We start from the raw sequence: 19,268 nt of genomic DNA, 5'->3' as shown, positions 1-19,268 counted from the left end.
TAGTAAAAAACAATATAAATGACAAACCAGCAAGATGAATTGTATGTGATTAGAAAACCCGAAGAATGGGCTAAAAGTTTATCTGATCAACAAATTATTGAACTAACTAAAGAAACCGAATTCTCTAAGAATATTTTAGACGAAGGAAGAGATTATTGTTATTTCCTGAATAAAAAATTCTACGTTACAAAGGAACAGCACACAGAGTATATTAACATGGCTTATACACTGACAGATCCTGCAAACTTAGAAAAAGCTTCAACTTACGATATTATTATCGAAGAAAATGAAACCTTTCTAATTCATAGAATTAGTGTTATTCGAGATGGTCAGTTAATAGACAAGTTACAAGATATTACCATAAAGGTTTTAGATAACGAAAATGATAGTGCATCTGGTGTAATTAGTAAAAGTAAGAAAGTAAATATTTCGATTAAAGATTTACGTCTTTATGACATATTGATTTTAGAAGATGCTCGCGAAAAAACGTTTACAGAAAAAGACTTTGTTCGTAAAGAGTATAGCCGTTATATATGGGTTAGTCCAGATTCTTATTGGGCTTACGGTAAATATGAATTCGAATTAATTAATAATCGTGATGACGAATTTGAATATAGAAAGAATTTCTTCCGAGACGAAAACGGACATTTAATCGAAACTGAGACAGGTATTATACCTCTAGGAACATCTTATATTCAAGAACTAAATAATTATTTAAATCCTACTGATCCCAATCGTGAAATCTTCCCGTATGTAGATTTTGCCACAAAAAGTGAATGGGAAAAATTATCCAATTTCATTTACCCATATTATGAAGAAACAATTAACAAAGCAAATCTAGAAGAATTTGCTCCGACGTTAGTTGAAAAATTAAATGAGTTTGATAATATTGAAGATAAAATAGAGTATGCAATCGAATACGTTCAGAACCATATTTATTATATCTACAATGCAGATGAAATGAGTGGTCATAAACCTCAGGAAGCTGAAATAACATTTAATAATAAACAAGGAGACTGTAAAGCGAAATGTATCTTACTTAAAGTAGTTTTTGATTATTTAGGTCTTAATTCTTCAATCATTCTATTAAATTATAATACAGATTTCTATTTAAAATATTATTTACCTTCTTTGCTTGCTTTTAACCATGTAATAGTAAAAGTAGAACATCAAGGTGAAACATATTATGTAGATCCAACAATGAGAGGAGAATTTGGTTGGTTAGAAAACAGAAGTTTCATTTATTTCTGTCACTATTTAGAAATTAAACCAAATCAAACTTTACAAATACGTCCATCTCATAAATTCCCAAGATTTTGTATTGATGAGAAAGTGACAATCAATATCAATGGAAATTATGGCGATTTAGAAGCTGAATCTATTTATCGTTACAATAGAGCAAATAACATGCGTCGTTATTTTAAGAATACCAATAAACGAGAAATTGTAGACAGTTGGAATAGTTTCTTTTATTACTCTTTAAACTATAATGCAGATCGTCCGGAAATGGATTTAAGAGAAATTTTTAAAGATGCTGTAATTGAGATCGTTTCTGATGACAAGAAACGAAACGAATTAAAGATAAAATATAAGGCTAGAATCGAAAACCCATATTTTACTGATCGTAATACAAATGAAAGGTTCTTGATGTATTTTGATCGTAATATTACCAAAACTAATGTACGCGACTACATTCATAAAGATGCTAGCTTCTGGCATAATTTTGATAGCGAAAAATATGAAATCAATTTATATACCGATCAAAAAATCGATGTAAATGAAAAATACACCGTTCAAGAATCAACTATAAATGACGATTATTTTTCTTACACAAGTAGAAAGAAAATTCAAAACAATGGAGGAAGTGTTTATATAGAATATAATCCCACAACTAATCATGAAATAAAATTAGATGAGTTTGAAAGATTCCGAAACAATCATTATATCATTGCAGATAGCAATTTCGGCTTAGGAGTTGACATTATAGAAGCAGGTATAGGTAATTGGATGAAGTTTAAAATGAAGAAAATATTTAAATAACAAAAAAGCCCAACTCTAAGAGTTGGGCTTTTATATTTATAAGCTTTGGTATATTACCAAGATGCTTTTTTAACACCTGGGATTAACCCTTCGTTCGCCATTTCACGGAAAGTTACACGAGAGATCCCGAAAGTTCTCATGTATCCTCTTGGACGACCTGTTAATTTACAACGGTTGTGTAAACGTACAGGAGAAGCGTTTTTAGGTAATTTTTGTAATGCATCGTAATCACCAGCTTCTAATAAAGCAGTTCTTTTCGCAGCATACTTAGCAACTAATGCTTCTCTTTTGCGCTCACGCGCTTTCATTGATTCTTTAGCCATGACTTCTTAGTTTTCTTTAGTAAATGGTAATCCAAATTTAGATAATAAAGCTTTCGCTTCTTTATCAGTATTCGCAGATGTTACAAATGTAATATCTAAACCTTGAATTTTCTTGATTTTATCAATATTAATTTCTGGGAAGATAATTTGTTCTTTAACACCTAAGTTATAGTTACCTCTACCGTCGAAACCTGTAGAAGAAATTCCGTTAAAGTCACGTACACGTGGTAATGCAGAAGATACTAAACGATCTAAGAACTCGTACATTTTCTCACCACGTAAAGTTACTTTAGCACCAATTGGCATTCCTTTACGTAATTTGAAAGCTGCTTCATCTTTCTTAGAAATAGTAGCAACTGCTTTTTGACCTGTGATTAACTCTAACTCTTCGATAGCGTAATCAACGATTTTTTTATCAGCTGTAGCAGCACCTAAACCTTGAGATAAAACGATTTTCTCTAATTTAGGAACTTGCATAATAGATTTGTAAGCGAACTCTTCTTTAAGAGCAGCTACAATCTCTTCTTTATATTTAACCTGCGGACGAGGTGTGTATGTAGTTGTACTCATTCTTAAATAGCTTTACCTGATTTTTTAGCAATTCTTACTTTTTTACCTCCTTCTTCTTTGATAGCTACTTTCGTTGCTTTCCCAGTTTCTGGATCTACTAAAGCCAATTTACATAAATAGATTTGAGCTTCTTTCTCTACAACTCCACCTTGTGGATTTTGTGCGCTTGGCTTTATACGTTTTTTTGCGATATTAACCCCTTCAACGATAGCTTTAGCTTTGTCAGGGAATACGCGTAATACAGTACCAGTTTGTCCTTTAGCAGAACCTGATAATACGACTACTTTGTCTCCTTTTTTAATTTTTAACTTTGCCATGTTGTTATATTATAATACCTCTGGGGCTAATGATACAATTTTCATATATTCTTTATCACGTAACTCACGAGCAACTGGACCGAATACACGAGTACCACGCATTTCTCCTTGAGTGTTCAATAATACACATGCATTATCGTCGAAACGGATATATGAACCGTCTTTTCTGCGAACTTCTTTTTTAGTTCTAACTACAACAGCTTTTGATACAGCACCTTTTTTAACGTTTCCTGAAGGAGTAGCTTCTTTAATCGCAACTACGATTTTGTCACCTACTGATGCGTATCTTCTTTTAGTTCCACCTAAAACGCGGATTACTAATGCTTCACGAGCTCCTGTGTTATCTGCAACTTTTAATCTAGATTCTTGTTGTAACATAACTTAATATTATTTAGCTCTTTCTATGATTTCTACTAATCTCCATCTTTTGCTTTTAGACAAAGGACGAGTTTCCATGATACGCACAGTGTCACCTTCGTTACACTCATTACTTTCGTCGTGCGCTGTATACTTCTTCGTTTTAGTAACGAATTTCCCATAAAATGGGTGCTTTTGCTTCTTAGTTTCAGATACAACAATGGTTTTTTCCATTTTGTTTGATGTAACTAAACCAATTCTTTCTTTTCTTAATTTTCTTTCCATCAGTTACAGATTACTGTTATGATTGTTTTTCGTTTAATACAGTATTCAAACGAGCAATTGTTCTGCGTAATTGTTTGATACTGATTGGATTTGCTACAGGAGAAACAGCGTTAGTCAATTTTAATTGATCATAGTTCGCTTTTTCTTCAGCTATTTTAGCTTGTAACTCCTCTACACTTAGATTTCTAATATCTGTTGCTTTCATTTTTTCTTAATTTTTTTGAAAATAATTAATTTTGGAAATCACGTGCAACGATAAACTTAGTCTTAACAGGTAATTTCTGAGCTGCTAAACGCAATGCTTCAGTTGCAACCTCTAATGGCACACCTCCTACTTCGAATAAGATACGACCTGGTTGTACAGGAGCAACCCAATATTCTGGTGCACCCTTACCTTTACCCATACGTACCTCTGCTGGTTTCTTAGTAATTGGTTTATCTGGAAATATTTTAATCCATAATTGACCTTCTCTCTTCATACAACGAGTTGCAGCAATACGAGCTGCCTCGATTTGACGAGCTGTAATAAACGCTTCGTCTAAAGATTTGATCCCGAAAGTCCCGTAAGCTAATTGAGTTCCTCTGTGAGAAACACCTTTCATCTTACCTTTTTGGGTTTTTCTAAATTTTACTCTTCTCGGTGATAACATATCTACTTAATTCTTTATGTTAGTTGTTAACTAATTATCGCTTTCTATTATTAGATCTTTCACCTCCCTTTCTATTGTTGTCAGATTTCTTTTGTTTCTTCTGTAATCCAACTAAAGGAGATAATTCTCTCTTACCATATACCTCACCTTTCATGATCCATACTTTGATCCCTAAACGACCATAAGTTGTATGAGCTTCTGAAATGTGGTAATCAATGTCTGCACGGAATGTAGACAAAGGAATACGTCCATCTTTATAAGTTTCAGAACGTGCCATCTCTGCACCGTTTAAACGACCAGAAATTTGAACTTTAATTCCTTCAGCGTTCATTCTCATTGCTGATTGAATAGCCATTTTGATTGCACGACGGTAAGAAATACGATTCTCAATTTGACGAGCGATACTATCACCTACTAAGATTGCATCTAATTCCGGTCTCTTAATTTCAAAGATGTTAATTTGAACCTCTTTACCAGTGATTTTCTTTAACTCTTCTTTTAATTTGTCAACTTCTTGTCCACCTTTACCAATAATGATACCTGGACGAGCAGTAGTTACTGTAACTGTAACTAATTTTAAAGTACGATCAATGTAAATACGAGAAACACCGGCTTTAGATAAACGAGCTCTTAAGTAAGTACGAATTTTCGCATCTTCAGCAATTTTATCACCGTAATCATTTCCACCGTACCAGTTAGAATCCCATCCTCTGATGATTCCTAAACGATTTCCGATTGGATTAGTTTTTTGTCCCATATTCTTAATCTTGTACTTTTTGTTTATCTTCTTTAGTTCCTAAAACCAAAGTTACATGGTTTGAACGTTTTCTGATTCTATGTGCTCTACCTTGAGGTGCAGTACGAATTCTTTTTAATTGACGCGCACTATCAACAGATATTTCTTTTACATATAATCCAGCTTCTTCAACATCTGCTCCTTCGTTTTTCATTTGCCAGTTAGCGATAGCGCTTAATAACAATTTTTCTAAACGAATTGATGGATGATTTTTAGTATATTTTAAAATACCTAAAGCTTTCTGAATTTCAACTCCACGGATAATATCAACTACTAATCTCATTTTACGAGGAGAAGTAGGAACATTATTTAATTTCGCAAAAGCTACCTGCTTGTTAGCTTCTTTGATTCTTTCGTTACTTAATCTTTTTCTAGATCCCATGGCCTTCTACTATTTTTTTCCTTTGTTTTTAGCTCCGGCATGACCTCTAAAAGTACGTGTTGGAGCGAACTCACCTAATTTATGACCTACCATATTCTCAGTAACATAAACAGGAATAAATTGTTTTCCATTGTGTACTGCGATAGTTTGACCAACGAAATCAGGAGAAATCATTGATGCTCTTGACCAAGTTTTGATCACGTTTTTGCTTCCAGATTCAACGTTAGCAAGAACTTTCTTTTCTAATTTATAGTGGATGAATGGTCCTTTTTTTAATGAACGTGCCATAAATTATTTTTTTCTTCTTTCAACAATATATTTGTTAGACGCTTTTTTCTTGTCACGAGTTTTGTAACCTTTAGATGGAATACCGTTACGAGAACGAGGAATACCTCCTGTCGCACGACCTTCACCACCACCCATTGGGTGATCTACAGGGTTCATAACCATTGGACGAGTTCTTGGACGACGACCTTGCCATCTAGAACGACCAGCTTTACCTGAAACTTCTAACTGATGATCTGTGTTAGACACAACACCTACTGTTGCTTTACACTCCACTAAAATCATTCTTGATTCACCACTTGGTAACTTAACGATAGCATATTTACCATCACGTGCTACTAATTGAGCATAAGTACCTGCACTTCTTGCCATAACTGCTCCTTGCCCTGGACGTAACTCAATACAAGAGATTACTGTACCTAATGGCATGTTTTTAAGCTTCATAGCATTACCTACTTCTGGTTCAACGTTTTCTCCTGAAACAATTACTTGTCCAGCTTTTAAACCATTTTGAGCAATAATGTAACGTTTGTCACCATCTTCATAAGATAATAAAGCGATGAATGCAGTTCTGTTTGGATCATATTGAATAGATTCTACAGTTGCAGCACCTTCTTTATCACGTTTGAAGTCGATAATACGATACTTTTGTTTGTGTCCACCACCGATATAACGCATTGTCATTTTACCAGTGTTGTTACGTCCACCCGATTTAGATTTTCCTTCTAGTAATGTCTTTTCTGGCTTAGCACCTTTGTCTACTGCCGCAAATTCATTAACCACTCTAAAACGTTGTCCCGGGGTGATAGGTTTTAATTTTCTTACTGACATTTTTTAATTCTTAAATTATCCGAACAACTCTATTTCTTGACCTTCAGCTAAGCTAACGATCGCTTTTTTCAATTTATTTGTTTTTCCAGTTTGAAAACCTGTTTTTGTATAACGAGTTTTTACTTTTGGAGCAGAAACTAAAGTACTAACTGAAACTACAGAAACACCATAAGTTTTTTCTACAGCTTCTTTAATTTGTAATTTATTAGCTTTAGTATCTACATAAAACGAATATTGCCCTAATAACTCACTGTTACTAGTTGCTTTTTCTGAAATTACTGGTTTAATTATGATTCCCATTTTCTTCGTCTTATTTAGTTAAATTTTCTTGAACTGTTGCTAAAGAACCTTCTAAAAATACGATTTGAGAAGCATTAATTAAATCAAATACATTTAATTCCTCAGTTGTAACAACTTTAACTTTTTGTAAGTTACGAGAAGATAAATATACATTATTGTTTGATTCACCTAATACGAATAAAGATTTTTTGTTCTCTAATCCTAAATCAGTTAAAACAGTTTTGAACTCTTTTGTTCTTGGAGCTTCGAAAGAAAAGTTTTCAACAACTTTGATTTCGTTCTCAGCTAATTTTTGTGATAAAACTGATCTTTTAGCTAATCTCTTTTGTGCTTTGTTTAATTTGAAAGAGTAGTTTCTTGGACGTGGTCCAAATACTCTACCTCCTCCTCTAAACACTGGAGATTTGATAGATCCAGCACGAGCTGTACCAGTTCCTTTTTGCTTTTTGATTTTACGAGTTGATCCCGCAATCTCAGCTCTTTCTTTTGCTTTGTGAGTTCCTTGGCGTTGAGCTGCTAAATATTGTTTAACCTCTAAATACACTGAATGTGTAGATGGCTCAATTCCAAAAACTGCTTCGTCTAAAGATACTGTTCTTCCAGTCTCTTGACCTTTGATGTTTAATACTACTACTTCCATCTTCTAACGATTACGTATGAATTTTTAGGACCTGGGATAGCACCTTTTACGATTAAAAGGTTTTTCTCAGTATCAACTTTAAGTACTTTTAAGTTCTGAACAGTAACTTGTTTACCACCCATTCTTCCAGCCATACGCATTCCTTTGAATACACGAGAAGGATCTGAACCTGCACCAATAGAACCTGGAGCTCTTAAACGGTTATGTTGACCGTGTGTAGCTTGACCTACCCCACCGAAACCATGACGTTTAACAACACCTTGGAAACCTTTTCCTTTAGAAGTACCTGTAATACTTACAAATTCTCCCTCGTTGAATAACTCAACGTTCACTTCATCTCCTAAGTTTAATGAATCTACGAATTCTTGTCCGTAAAACTCAACTAACTTTCTTTTTGGAGTTGACCCAGCTTTTTTAAAGTGACCTTTTAAAGCATTAGTCGTGTTTTTTTCTTTTGCGTCATCGAAACCAAGTTGAGCCGCTACGTACCCATCTTTCTCTACGGTTCTGACTTGAGTAACCACACATGGCCCAGCTTCTACGATAGTAACAGGAATATTTTTCCCATTCTCATCGAATAAACTAGTCATCGCGATTTTTTTACCAATGATACCTGACATTTGATTAAAATATGTTAATAATTTGTTTAATATTTCAGAGAATGTGGATGTTAGCCACTAGAGATCTTCTCTGAAATTAGCATGCAAATGTATGAATTATTTCATAAAATACAAACTTTCAATTAATTATTTTTCAAAAGATTATAACCAATTCAATTTTTGCAAATTTATGAAACATCAATACTTTATAAAAAAACCTCGAGATGTGCACGTCTCGAGGTTTATATTTATTTAAAGTGTTATAAAAACTACACTTTAATTTCTACTTCTACACCACTAGGTAATTCTAACTTCATTAAAGCATCAACTGTTTTAGATGAAGAAGAATAAATGTCTAACAATCTTTTGTGTGCAGATAATTGAAATTGCTCACGAGATTTTTTGTTAACGTGTGGAGATCTTAAAACTGTAAAGATTCTTTTGTGAGTTGGTAATGGAATAGGACCATTAACTACAGCTCCTGTAGCTTTAACAGTTTTTACGATTTTTTCAGCTGATTTATCAACTAAATTATAATCGTAAGATTTTAATTTTATTCTAATTTTTTGACTCATTTTTCTTGAATTAAGCGTTACCTTTTGCTTTAGCGATTACAGCTTCTGCAACGTTTGTTGGTGCAGCAGCATAGTGATCAAACTCCATAGTCGATGTAGCACGACCAGAAGATAATGTACGTAATGATGTTACGTAACCGAACATTTCTGCTAATGGAACTAATGCTTTAACAACTTTAGCGTTGTTTCTATCATCCATTCCAGAAACTTGTCCACGTCTTCTGTTTAAGTCACCTACAACATCTCCCATGTTTTCCTCTGGAGTTAATACTTCTAACTTCATAATTGGCTCTAAAATTTGAGCTCCAGCAGCTTTAGCAGCAGCTTTATACCCCATTTGAGCAGCTAATTCGAAAGATAAAGCATCAGAATCCACAGGGTGGAAAGATCCATCTTTTACTGTAACTTTTAATGAATCCATTTCGAATCCAGCTAAAGGTCCATTTTTCATGGCAGCTTTAAATCCTTTTTCGATTGAAGGGATATATTCTTTAGGAATGTTACCACCTTTAATAATAGATTCAAATTCTAATCCAGACTTTCCTTCGTCTGCTGGTCCCATTGTGAAAACGATATCAGCAAATTTACCACGTCCACCAGATTGTTTTTTGTAAACTTCACGGTGTTCTGCTGGTCTAGAGAAAGACTCTTTGTATTCTACTTGAGGCTCACCTTGGTTAACTTCAACTTTGAATTCACGTCTTAAACGGTCAACGATAATATCTAAGTGTAACTCACCCATTCCAGAAATAATAGTTTGACCTGAAGCCTCATCTGTTTTTACTTGGAATGTTGGATCTTCTTCAGCTAATTTAGCTAAAGCCATACCTAATTTATCAACGTCAGCTTTAGTTTTAGGCTCAACCGCGATACCAATTACTGGATCTGGGAAGTCCATAGACTCTAATACGATAGGTGCTTTTTCATCACATAAAGTATCACCTGTTTTGATATCTTTAAATCCTACAGCAGCTCCAATATCACCAGCCTCAATAAATGGGATTGGCTCTTGTTTGTTCGCATGCATTTGGAAGATACGAGAGATACGCTCTTTGTTTCCTGAACGAGTATTTAATACGTAAGAACCTGCATCTAAACGTCCTGAATAAGAACGGAAGAATGCTAAACGACCTACGAAAGGATCTGTTGCAATTTTAAATGCTAAAGCTGCAAAAGGCTCCTCTACAGATGGCTTTCTAAAAGTAGGCTCATCCGTTTTAGGATCTGTTCCAGGAATCGCTTCTTTATCCATCGGAGATGGTAAGTAACGACATACTGCATCCAACATAAACTGTACACCTTTGTTTTTAAACGAAGATCCACAAGTCATTGGGATAATAGACATATCTAAAGTAGCAGCACGTAAAGCAACATGGATTTCATCCTCTGTAATAGAGTTTTCATCTTCCATGAATTTCTCTAATAAGTTTTCGTCGTAAGCAGCAATTTCTTCGATTAATTTAGCTCTGTATTCTTTTACATCACCAACTAAATCTGCAGGAATTTCTACTACGTCAAATGTAGCTCCATTGTTTTCGTCATGCCATACAATAGCACGATTCTTAATTAAATCTACTACTCCTTTAAAATCAGCTTCTTCACCGATTGGTAATACGATAGGAACAGCGTTTGATCCTAACATATCTTTAACTTGTTGACAAACTTTTAAAAAGTTTGAACCTTGACGGTCCATTTTGTTAACAAACCCCATACGAGGAACTTTATAGTTGTCAGCTAAACGCCAGTTAGTTTCTGATTGAGGCTCTACTCCATCTACTGCAGAGAATAAGAACACTAATCCGTCTAAAACACGTAAAGAACGGTTTACCTCTACTGTAAAGTCAACGTGACCAGGAGTATCGATAATATTAAAGTGGAATTCTTTTGCATCTGGAAGTGGTTGTCCTTGCTCAGTAGGAAACTGCCATTTACACGTAGTTGCAGCAGAAGTAATTGTGATACCACGCTCAGCTTCTTGCTCCATCCAGTCCATTGTAGAAGCACCATCATGTACTTCTCCAATTTTGTGAGATTTACCCGTATAAAATAAGATACGTTCTGTTGTTGTAGTTTTCCCTGCATCAATGTGTGCAGCAATACCAATATTTCTAGTATATAATAAGTCTCTTGCCATTTCTTACTAGAATCTAAAGTGTGAAAATGCTTTGTTAGCTTCTGCCATTTTGTGAGTATCTTGACGTTTTTTAACGGCAGATCCTTCTTCTTTAGCAGCAGCGATAATTTCACCAGCTAATTTTTGAGCCATAGATTTCTCATTTCTATTACGTGAGTATTTGATTAACCACTTCATAGCTGTTGAAATTTTACGGTCTGGACGAATTTCCATTGGAATTTGGAATGTAGCACCACCAACGCGACGAGAACGTACTTCTACGTGAGGCATCACATTTGATAAAGCTTCTTTCCAGATATCCACTGAAGATTTTTCAGCATCTTCTTTACGTGAATCAACGATTTCTAATGCATCATAAAAAATTTTGAATGCAACAGATTTTTTACCGTCGTACATTAAATTGTTAACGAAACGTGTTACTAACTGATCATTAAATTTAGGATCTGGAAGTAAGGGTCTTTTTTTAGCTCTTGTCTTTCTCATTTCTCCTTAAATTTATTTTTTAGCATCTTTAGGACGTTTCGCTCCATACTTACTTCTACGTTGAGTACGTCCGTTTACTCCCGCAGTATCTAACGCTCCACGTACGATGTGGTAACGAACACCAGGTAAATCTTTAACTCTACCTCCTCTAACCAATACTATCGAGTGCTCTTGAAGATTATGACCTTCACCACCGATGTACGCGTTAACTTCTTTTCCGTTTGTTAATCTAACACGAGCAACTTTACGCATTGCTGAGTTAGGTTTCTTAGGAGTTGTAGTGTAAACACGTGTACAAACACCGCGGCGTTGTGGACATGATTCCAATGCAGCCGATTTACTCTTCTTGGTTAGTTTTTTTCTACCTTTTCTAACTAATTGTTGAATTGTTGGCATACTAATAATTTCCTTTTAAATTTGGATTAAACCCTTTTTTGGGCATGCAAAAATATGAATAATTTCATTAAATAAAAATATTTATGCATTTATTTTGCATTGATTTATAAAATATTACCAATCTTAAGTCTATTTTTAAACTCTCATTAAAAATAAGTTAATACATTTTTTTGGTGAAAACAGATATTGCATCAAATGTATTTGTCCATTGAGAAGCTGTACTTCCATTGTCAATGTAATCATATCTCGCAACAGTAAAAGTAAACCTTACTTTACCTCCTACAACACTAAGTCCTCCGAAGGAAGCAATAAAATTAGCTGCTGTTCCACTTGTATTTACTAATAATATTGGGTGTACACCTGTTAAATCAAACAATGGACCTTGGTATTCATAAACAAGTGTCATTCTATTGGGTCTTACCAAAGCAGCTGTCCGAGCAGCAGCTTGTGATGTCGTCGAAATCAACCACCATTGATAAGCTCCTGAAGTTATATCGTAATCTGACGTATTATGATTGGTAACAGTTACAGCATATGGAGGTATTTTGAAGTTAACATCATAAACTTCAACATTTTGTGCAATTGGCAATACGACAAAAGAAATATCCCATGTTGCAGAAGTACTTACAGTACTGGTGTTATTTACAATTTCTGCATAAAAACCTGGTTGTAAAATGATGTTATCTAAAGCTACATTATCAGCTCTTAATTTATTTGTTCCTGATGCTACTATTGTCAAATTTTGGCTACTTAAATTCTTTATAAAATACATTCTACCATTGTAACTAGCAGTTCCAGATGCAATACTAGGAAGTGTAATTGTTCCTACTGTAGTTTCTGTGTAGGAAATATGATGATCATTAACATTTAATGTACTCGTAGCTGTTGAAATCTCTCTATATGCTGTTTGTAATGATCCCCTAACATCTAACATACTGTTAGGATTAGAAGTAGCAATACCTACTTGCGATTTTACACTTAAAGAAATAAGCATAAAAAGAATTATTAAACTATTTACTTTTGAAATCATTGTACCTCTCTTTATAAAGTTCTTTTTGTAAATAATGCATTAATAAAAAATTCTGTTCCTTGCCAGTTACTATTTGTAGCAGGAATTGCTGTTGATCCTATAAAATCTACTCTCGCAATAGATACTGTTAACCTTGTTTTACCAGTAGTATTGGAAAAACCTCCAAAAGAAACGGAAAAAATATCTGGAAAACTTGAAGAATTACCTACTGTTAATAAAGGTTGAAGCCCACTCAAATTAAACATTGCACCTTGATATTCATAAACAATTGTCATTCTACTAGGTCTTGATAAACTTGCTGAAACCTCATATGTTGAAGGTGTTGCAGATATTAACCACCAAACATCTGTTCCTGTTCCTGAATCGTAAGTTGGATTTCGGCTTGTAATTGAACCATATGGTGGAAGTTTTAAAGTTGCTCCATACAATGTTACCGCTTGTGCCATTGGTTGTGCTACAAATGAAGCATCCCAAACAGCAGCAGTTGTCCCTGTATTAGCGTTATTTACTAATTCAACAAAAAAACCTGGATTTAAGGTTATTGTAGCATCTGGTGTTGTACTAGAAATACGAAATGTATTAGTACCTGCTGGTCGAACTGTAAGAACCTGACTGCTAATATTTTTAATACGATAAATACGCCCTGTAAAACTACTTGTTCCTGTCTGTATTGCAGGTAATGTAATTGTTGATGCTGCAGTTCCGTTAAATACTACATAATAGTCATTAATATCTAAAGTTGCATTTGCAGTGACTTCTCTGTAAGCTGTCTGTAAAGATCCTCTAACATCAAGTACACTATTTGGAGTATTTGTTCCTATACCTACTTGCGCGTTTGAAATAGTAGATAAAAGAATAAATAGAAAAATTAGTTTCTTCATATGTGCTATTTTAATAATTAACTCGGATAATATAAAAATACAATAAACCTATTGAAAAATAAAAATTTTCAACAACTTTTAACAATTCAACAATCTAATAAACAATTAAATAGCATATATAATAAAAAGATCTCAATCTGAAATTTCAGATTGAGATCTTTTTATTATCGTTTTTTAATAGCTTTTAAAGTAGCTCAAAACCTCCTCCTACATGTAGAACAGTTCCATGAACATAACTTGCAGCATCCGAACTTAAAAATAGTGATCCTTGAGCAACTTCTCTCACTTCTCCAAGGCGTCCAATTAAGCTCATAGATGGAATTATATCTTCTTCAGTAATTCCTTTATCTGCTAAAGATGCTGTTAACATTGGTGTACGAATTGCTCCTGGCGCAACCGAATTTATTCTTATTCCTTTTACTCCATATTCAAATGCAGCAGCTTTTGTTAAACCTTCTACTCCATGTTTAAATGCTTGATATGCTGGATTACCCAAAATTGGTTTAAATGCATTAATTGATGATATGTTTACAATAGAACCTCCTCCTTCTTGTTTCATAAATTGTCTAAGTTCATATTTCATACATAAAGCTGTTCCTTTTAAATCTACAGCTTGTAATCTATCATAATATTCCTCATCTAAATCCTGAAAAGAATTATTATCTGGTTTTAAAGCTGCATTATTTACAGCACAATCTAATCTTCCGTATGTGTCAACCGTAAATTTAACCATAGCTTCTACTTGAGAAGAATCTGAAATATCTACTTTACAAAAAGTTGCTTCTCCTCCTTTACTCTTAATTTCATCTACTGTAGCCTGACCTGCTTCTTCATTAAAATCTGCTACAATAACTTTTGCTCCTTCTTCTGCAAATAGCTCTGCTGTTGCTTTTCCCATTCCTAATGCAGCTCCTGTAATAATTGCTACTTTATTTTGTAATTGTCCCATAAATTTTATTTTTACTAAATTTAGGGTATTGTATATCTAACATAAAAAATGAGACAATAAAATATTGTTAATTTTTTATCTAAAAATAATTCAAACAATTATGAAAAATATTTGGTTATATCTTCTCGTATTTTTAAGTATTACAGCTACAAAAATTTATGCACAAGACTACAAAACAATCAGCAATATTCATTACTATGATGATAAAATAAACAAAGCAGACAGTTATATAAACGAAAGATGTGTTTTGGATATTTACATCCCTAAAAATGTTAAAAACTTCCCTACTGTAATTTGGTTTCATGGTGGAGGAATAACAGGTGGAGAAAAAGAAATTCCTGAAGCATTAAAGAATAAAGGAATTGCTATAATTGGTGTAAATTACAGATTATCTCCAAAAGTAAATGCTCCTAAATATATTGAAGATGCAGCCGCTGCAACAGCTTGGACATTTAATCATATAAAGGAATATGGTGGTAACGAGAATCTTATTTTTATTTCTGGTCATTCGGCTGGTGGTTACCTTGCAACAATGGTTGGTTTAGATAAGTCTTATCTTAAAAAATATCAGATAGATGCCAATAAGTTGGCAGGTATTATTCCATTTAGTGGGCAAATGATTTCTCATTTTACAATTAGAAAAGAAAGAGGTATTAACGAGTTAGATCCTAGAATAGATGATATGGGGCCATTGTATTTTGCTAGACAAGATGCTCCTCCATTACTTTTAATTACTGGTGATCGTGAAAAAGAAATTTTCGGTAGATACGAAGAAAATGCATATATGTGGCGTATAATGAAATTAAAAGGTCACAAAGAAACTGTTTTATATGAACTAGATGGTTTTGATCATGGTGAAATGGCTCAACCAGCTTTTCCATTGCTTATAAAAGAGGTGAAAAGAATTGAAGGATTAAAAAAATAACATCTTCTGTAAGGTTTAATTGGGGTTTATGAGCTGAGAATAATGTTCATAGACTCCTAATTTATTTTTCTCTGATTCTAATACAGAAAAATCAATAACTTTCTCTTTCAGTTCTTTTGTTTTAAGATTAATTGTTAGAAGCTTATTTGGAGAAATTAATAAAACTTCATTCTCTGTTAGTAATGGGTTTGATATTATTTTTTCTGTAATATTATTAATTAAATTTAGTTCTCCTGTTTTTTTATCAATAAAAACAAGTTGTCTTGTTGTCGTTTTATTAGAATAGTCTTCAACAAAAATATCCATCATAATTTCATTGTTGAGATTATAAATATCAAGAATTGTTTTTCCTTCTCCATTCTGTGGTTTAATTTCAGTATTCTCCCAAAGTAAATCTCCAGAATTAGAATTTATCGCGCTTAAAGTAAGCGATCCATTGACTGCTGTATAAAGTGTCGTATTTTCTCTAAAAATAAAATCTGCACCATCTTTATACTTCCATATTACTTTATCTGTAGTTAAATTAAAAGCATATAAACTACCAGCAGATAGATAAATTATTTTGTTTTTAGCATCTAATTCGTTAGGTGAATAAAACGTATTTTCTTCTGTATTGTTAATAATTTTGGTTACTTCACCACTTTTCTTATTTATAACAAAACATTCTAAAATGCCTGTTTTATAAAGATTTTCATTATCAAAAGAATAATTATAATGTCCATAATTCCCGATTGTTTGCGACCAATCTATTTGCCCATTATATCTGTTTATTTTGTAAACTGTTCCGTTGTAATTTGCATATAAATACTCGTCAGAAATTGGTAAATCTTGTTTAAAAAGATTCGTAATATTTTCTTTTTGTGCATCATTTGTTGGAGACATTTTCCAATACTCTTCACCATTTTTTAAGGACAAGGCATATATGTTACCACTACTTGTCGCAACATAAACGGTATTTTTATAAATATTGAATTTATTTAAATTCTGACTATCTTTATTTTCTAGTGTTTTGGTCCAAATTGTTTTACCAGTATCATTATCTAGTAAACTTATAATTGCCCTTACTCTATCATAAACCAATATACTTTTCTTATCAAGAGAATTTCCTAATTCTGGTACTTGCTTTTTAAAAACAACTTTAGCTTCTACTTTTTTATTTGGAATAAAATTTTTAATTGTATAATTACCATTATCGAATCCTTTTTCTTTAGAAAATTTTGCTACATGCAAAGCTGGAAGAATTTTTTTTCGAAAATAGATTTCGTATAACTTTTCTATAATTCCTCTTGATACTAATTTTTTATTTTGATACCATTTCTCCCACATCTGTTGTTGATTCAGAATTTCATTATCAGAAAAAACGGCTTTAATTTCTGAGTTTGTTACGACTTTCTTTAGCTCAAACTCCATTTCTGTTTTATTTCCATTCAAACCTTTAAATGAGACTTCCCAATAAGAAGATAAACTTCCTTCGTGTGTAAAAAGCCAATCATCGGGAGCAACACCTTTCTTTACAGATGCATCAAAATCTTCTTTTGTTGTAAAAGCTTGTTTAGTATCAAATAATTGATATTTGTCTTCTGAAATCTTAACTATATTTTCTTTATCATATTCTAAAAAAAAGTTCTTAACATCTTCCTTATTAGCATCTACTATAAGTTTTGTTTTCGGAATATTTTTTACTTCATATTCTTTATAGTGTCGAAATGTATCTTCTTGTGCAAAAGCAAAAAAATGAAAACTTATAATAGCGATTAAAAATATTTTTGTTTTGATAGAATTCATTGCAAATTATTTTAAAAGAACAAACAATTGAATGGGTATAAAATAAAAGTGTAGAATAACATTTGCTATGTTATTCTACACATAAATAAATCATTATAATTTAATTAAACCTTGATGAAATTTTTGTTAAAAAAGTCGCATCATTCTCATTAATAGAATTTAAAAATCTATGATGAGCTAATTTTTTATTTCTTTTGTTTTTCTTTTTCTCCTTTTTTACATCAAAAGGAAAAGGTTCTACACAAGCATCTACTTCCCAAGATAATTCTCCAGCAACAGTAAAAGCTAATCCATCTGGATTTAATACATGTATATAAGCTAAATCTACACCTTCTGAAAATGGTTGATTTGTTGTATTATTTGTTCCATCAATTTTTATGTAATACAAATTTTCATCTTTATTTGAACTTTTCCATTTTTCAATTTGTACTTTCTTAATTTCTATTAATTGCTTTGGATCGTTATCACAACAACCACAAAAAGAAACTACGTATGATTGTTTATCTAAAAATTCCTTTGCTTGTTTTGCTTGATCATAAGACAATACATACCATTGATCTGCGTATGCTGTTAGTGAAAACAAAAACAATGTAAATAATAATATTTTTTTCATTTTATGTAATTAATTAGTTAATATGTTTAATAACAACCACTAAAATAAAAAATATTATGATTTAAAAATAATTTTGTTTTATAGAATGTTGCAGAAATACATTATTCAGAAAATTTAGAATAAAAAACTCTTGTATATTCTGTTACACAAGAGTTTTTTTAAATTTTATTTATATCATCAAAACAAATTATACAATTGATTATCTTGAGATAAAAGATTTAAAAGTAAATCTTTGGACTATTTTTTATATTTTTCAAGAATTAATTCTACTGGATAACTCTTAGTACCTTGTACGTTTTCAAAATATTTAGGCGTTGTTTCATTTATTAATTTATATGTTGAATATACAGATGCATCTTTTCCAAAACCACATCCTTTCTCCTTAGGTTTTATCGTAAGTTCTCCTTGTTTAAATTCAAATTTCATTACACAATTACTCAATGCATCACCGTATTGTTCTGCTCCTTGTTTATCTTTCTTCGAATCATAAGTCCCTACATTATCCTTTACCAACATTTCTCCATATAAAGTTGTTAACATATAATCCGGTGCACCTTCTGATACATCTAAATAAAAAACTGCCGTACTATCTGTTATTGGGTATACATAAACTTTTCCTATAGCTCCTTTTTCCAAATTAGTCCCAAAAGAATAAGTTCCTACGATAGACAAAGGTTTTACTTTTTCTGTAACCTCAGTAGGTTTTTCGGTTGGAGTTATGGATGAAACTTCTTTCTTTTCGTTTACATTTTTGTCTTTACAACTAAAAATAGTAAGAAATAGAAAAGCATAAAAAAACATTGATTGTTTTCTAACTAATTTTTTCATAATAGTTTGTTTAGGTTATTTATTTACCGAAAATAAAGATTACAAATAAAACTTCCTAAAATCTTTTATAAAATTTTACTACTACTTATTATTGAAATGCATTAATTATCAAAAACAAATCATCTTTTTGTTTTTATAAATAAAGTTCTTGTTAGAAAAACATTGCATCAATTAGAAAAGTATCATTTCGATATTTCGTCGTCTTTATTATTGTGTAAAATAGCAATTGTCAACATAGATGTCAACACTAAAAACCTTAATAAAACATTGTAATAACTTTAATTTTACATTTAA

General features: G+C 32.3%; 26 protein-coding genes. 2 read left to right on the top strand and 24 right to left on the bottom strand.

Features of this window, described 5'->3' with window-relative positions; translation table 11 throughout:
• Positions 1–18: 18 nt before the first annotated feature.
• Positions 19–2,040 carry a DUF3857 domain-containing protein gene (locus BUA86_RS02145; RefSeq protein ID WP_072929420.1) on the top strand — a complete coding sequence of 674 codons (2,022 nt, stop codon included), beginning with the start codon at positions 19–21 and terminating at the stop codon, positions 2,038–2,040.
• 53 nt (positions 2,041–2,093) lie between these two features.
• Here the strand turns inward: BUA86_RS02145 and rpsN are convergent, their stop codons facing one another.
• The 21 genes from rpsN to BUA86_RS02040 form a co-directional block, all read right to left on the bottom strand.
• Positions 2,094–2,363, bottom strand: a complete 270-nt coding sequence (gene rpsN / locus BUA86_RS02140) for a 30S ribosomal protein S14 (RefSeq protein ID WP_072929418.1) — start codon at positions 2,361–2,363, stop codon at positions 2,094–2,096.
• A gap of 6 nt (positions 2,364–2,369) precedes the next feature.
• Positions 2,370–2,933: a 50S ribosomal protein L5 gene (rplE, locus tag BUA86_RS02135; RefSeq protein ID WP_072929416.1), complete on the bottom strand. Its 564-nt coding sequence runs from the start codon at positions 2,931–2,933 to the stop codon at positions 2,370–2,372.
• Between the two features lie 2 nt (positions 2,934–2,935).
• Entirely contained in the window at positions 2,936–3,250 is a 315-nt protein-coding gene (gene rplX / locus BUA86_RS02130) for a 50S ribosomal protein L24 (RefSeq protein ID WP_072929413.1), read from the bottom strand.
• A 9-nt stretch (positions 3,251–3,259) separates the two neighbouring features.
• Entirely contained in the window at positions 3,260–3,628 is a 369-nt protein-coding gene (rplN, locus tag BUA86_RS02125; protein WP_019974196.1) for a 50S ribosomal protein L14, read from the bottom strand.
• A 9-nt stretch (positions 3,629–3,637) separates the two neighbouring features.
• Positions 3,638–3,892 (bottom strand): 30S ribosomal protein S17, encoded by a 255-nt coding sequence (rpsQ, locus tag BUA86_RS02120; RefSeq protein WP_072929411.1) that lies wholly within the window; start codon positions 3,890–3,892, stop codon positions 3,638–3,640.
• A gap of 16 nt (positions 3,893–3,908) precedes the next feature.
• Positions 3,909–4,097 carry a 50S ribosomal protein L29 gene (gene rpmC, locus BUA86_RS02115; protein ID WP_072929409.1) on the bottom strand — a complete coding sequence of 63 codons (189 nt, stop codon included), beginning with the start codon at positions 4,095–4,097 and terminating at the stop codon, positions 3,909–3,911.
• 25 nt (positions 4,098–4,122) lie between these two features.
• Positions 4,123–4,542, bottom strand: a complete 420-nt coding sequence (gene rplP / locus BUA86_RS02110; protein WP_072929407.1) for a 50S ribosomal protein L16 — start codon at positions 4,540–4,542, stop codon at positions 4,123–4,125.
• Positions 4,543–4,576: 34 nt separating this feature from the next.
• Positions 4,577–5,299, bottom strand: coding sequence for a 30S ribosomal protein S3 (rpsC, locus tag BUA86_RS02105; RefSeq protein WP_019974200.1), 723 nt, complete (start codon positions 5,297–5,299; stop codon positions 4,577–4,579).
• 4 nt (positions 5,300–5,303) lie between these two features.
• On the bottom strand, positions 5,304–5,720 hold the full coding sequence (gene rplV / locus BUA86_RS02100; RefSeq protein WP_072929405.1) for a 50S ribosomal protein L22: 417 nt from the start codon (positions 5,718–5,720) through the stop codon (positions 5,304–5,306).
• Between the two features lie 9 nt (positions 5,721–5,729).
• Positions 5,730–6,008, bottom strand: a complete 279-nt coding sequence (rpsS, locus tag BUA86_RS02095) for a 30S ribosomal protein S19 (RefSeq protein WP_019974202.1) — start codon at positions 6,006–6,008, stop codon at positions 5,730–5,732.
• Positions 6,009–6,011: 3 nt separating this feature from the next.
• The gene (gene rplB, locus BUA86_RS02090; RefSeq protein ID WP_072929403.1) at positions 6,012–6,836 is read right to left on the bottom strand and encodes a 50S ribosomal protein L2; all 825 of its coding nucleotides are present in this window, start codon (positions 6,834–6,836) and stop codon (positions 6,012–6,014) included.
• A 15-nt stretch (positions 6,837–6,851) separates the two neighbouring features.
• Complete coding sequence (gene rplW, locus BUA86_RS02085; RefSeq protein ID WP_072929401.1) at positions 6,852–7,136, bottom strand: 50S ribosomal protein L23; 285 nt, start codon at positions 7,134–7,136, stop codon at positions 6,852–6,854.
• Between the two features lie 10 nt (positions 7,137–7,146).
• Positions 7,147–7,776 carry a 50S ribosomal protein L4 gene (gene rplD, locus BUA86_RS02080; RefSeq protein WP_072929399.1) on the bottom strand — a complete coding sequence of 210 codons (630 nt, stop codon included), beginning with the start codon at positions 7,774–7,776 and terminating at the stop codon, positions 7,147–7,149.
• Entirely contained in the window at positions 7,767–8,396 is a 630-nt protein-coding gene (rplC, locus tag BUA86_RS02075; RefSeq protein ID WP_072929397.1) for a 50S ribosomal protein L3, read from the bottom strand. Before rplC ends, rplD begins: the two co-directional genes overlap by 10 nt.
• Before the next feature lie 248 nt (positions 8,397–8,644).
• Positions 8,645–8,950 (bottom strand): 30S ribosomal protein S10, encoded by a 306-nt coding sequence (gene rpsJ, locus BUA86_RS02070; protein ID WP_072929395.1) that lies wholly within the window; start codon positions 8,948–8,950, stop codon positions 8,645–8,647.
• Positions 8,951–8,960: 10 nt separating this feature from the next.
• The gene (gene fusA / locus BUA86_RS02065; RefSeq protein ID WP_072929393.1) at positions 8,961–11,084 is read right to left on the bottom strand and encodes an elongation factor G; all 2,124 of its coding nucleotides are present in this window, start codon (positions 11,082–11,084) and stop codon (positions 8,961–8,963) included.
• A 6-nt stretch (positions 11,085–11,090) separates the two neighbouring features.
• A complete protein-coding gene (rpsG, locus tag BUA86_RS02060; RefSeq protein WP_072929391.1) occupies positions 11,091–11,567 on the bottom strand; it encodes a 30S ribosomal protein S7 in 477 nt (158 codons plus the stop codon).
• Positions 11,568–11,579: 12 nt separating this feature from the next.
• Positions 11,580–11,963, bottom strand: a complete 384-nt coding sequence (gene rpsL, locus BUA86_RS02055) for a 30S ribosomal protein S12 (protein ID WP_019974211.1) — start codon at positions 11,961–11,963, stop codon at positions 11,580–11,582.
• A 157-nt stretch (positions 11,964–12,120) separates the two neighbouring features.
• Complete coding sequence (locus BUA86_RS02050; protein WP_072929389.1) at positions 12,121–12,993, bottom strand: hypothetical protein; 873 nt, start codon at positions 12,991–12,993, stop codon at positions 12,121–12,123.
• Positions 12,994–13,004: 11 nt separating this feature from the next.
• Positions 13,005–13,874 (bottom strand): hypothetical protein, encoded by an 870-nt coding sequence (locus BUA86_RS02045; protein WP_072929387.1) that lies wholly within the window; start codon positions 13,872–13,874, stop codon positions 13,005–13,007.
• A 184-nt stretch (positions 13,875–14,058) separates the two neighbouring features.
• Positions 14,059–14,823, bottom strand: coding sequence for an SDR family NAD(P)-dependent oxidoreductase (locus BUA86_RS02040; protein ID WP_072929385.1), 765 nt, complete (start codon positions 14,821–14,823; stop codon positions 14,059–14,061).
• Between the two features lie 100 nt (positions 14,824–14,923).
• Here BUA86_RS02040 and BUA86_RS02035 point away from each other — a divergent pair, with 100 nt between their 5' ends.
• A complete protein-coding gene (locus tag BUA86_RS02035) occupies positions 14,924–15,748 on the top strand; it encodes an alpha/beta hydrolase (RefSeq protein ID WP_072929384.1) in 825 nt (274 codons plus the stop codon).
• A 15-nt stretch (positions 15,749–15,763) separates the two neighbouring features.
• Here BUA86_RS02035 and BUA86_RS02030 read toward each other — a convergent pair whose 3' ends face one another.
• From BUA86_RS02030 to BUA86_RS02020, 3 genes are all read right to left on the bottom strand, one after another.
• A complete protein-coding gene (locus BUA86_RS02030) occupies positions 15,764–17,533 on the bottom strand; it encodes an outer membrane protein assembly factor BamB family protein (RefSeq protein ID WP_072929382.1) in 1,770 nt (589 codons plus the stop codon).
• Positions 17,534–17,633: 100 nt separating this feature from the next.
• On the bottom strand, positions 17,634–18,146 hold the full coding sequence (locus BUA86_RS02025) for a hypothetical protein (RefSeq protein WP_072929380.1): 513 nt from the start codon (positions 18,144–18,146) through the stop codon (positions 17,634–17,636).
• A gap of 237 nt (positions 18,147–18,383) precedes the next feature.
• The gene (locus BUA86_RS02020; RefSeq protein ID WP_072929378.1) at positions 18,384–18,974 is read right to left on the bottom strand and encodes a hypothetical protein; all 591 of its coding nucleotides are present in this window, start codon (positions 18,972–18,974) and stop codon (positions 18,384–18,386) included.
• Between the last annotated feature and the right edge of the window lie 294 nt (positions 18,975–19,268).

The sequence above is a fragment of the Chishuiella changwenlii genome (assembly GCF_900142565.1).
Lineage (GTDB): Bacteria > Bacteroidota > Bacteroidia > Flavobacteriales > Weeksellaceae > Empedobacter > Empedobacter changwenlii.
This window is presented reverse-complemented; position numbering and strand designations above follow the sequence as displayed.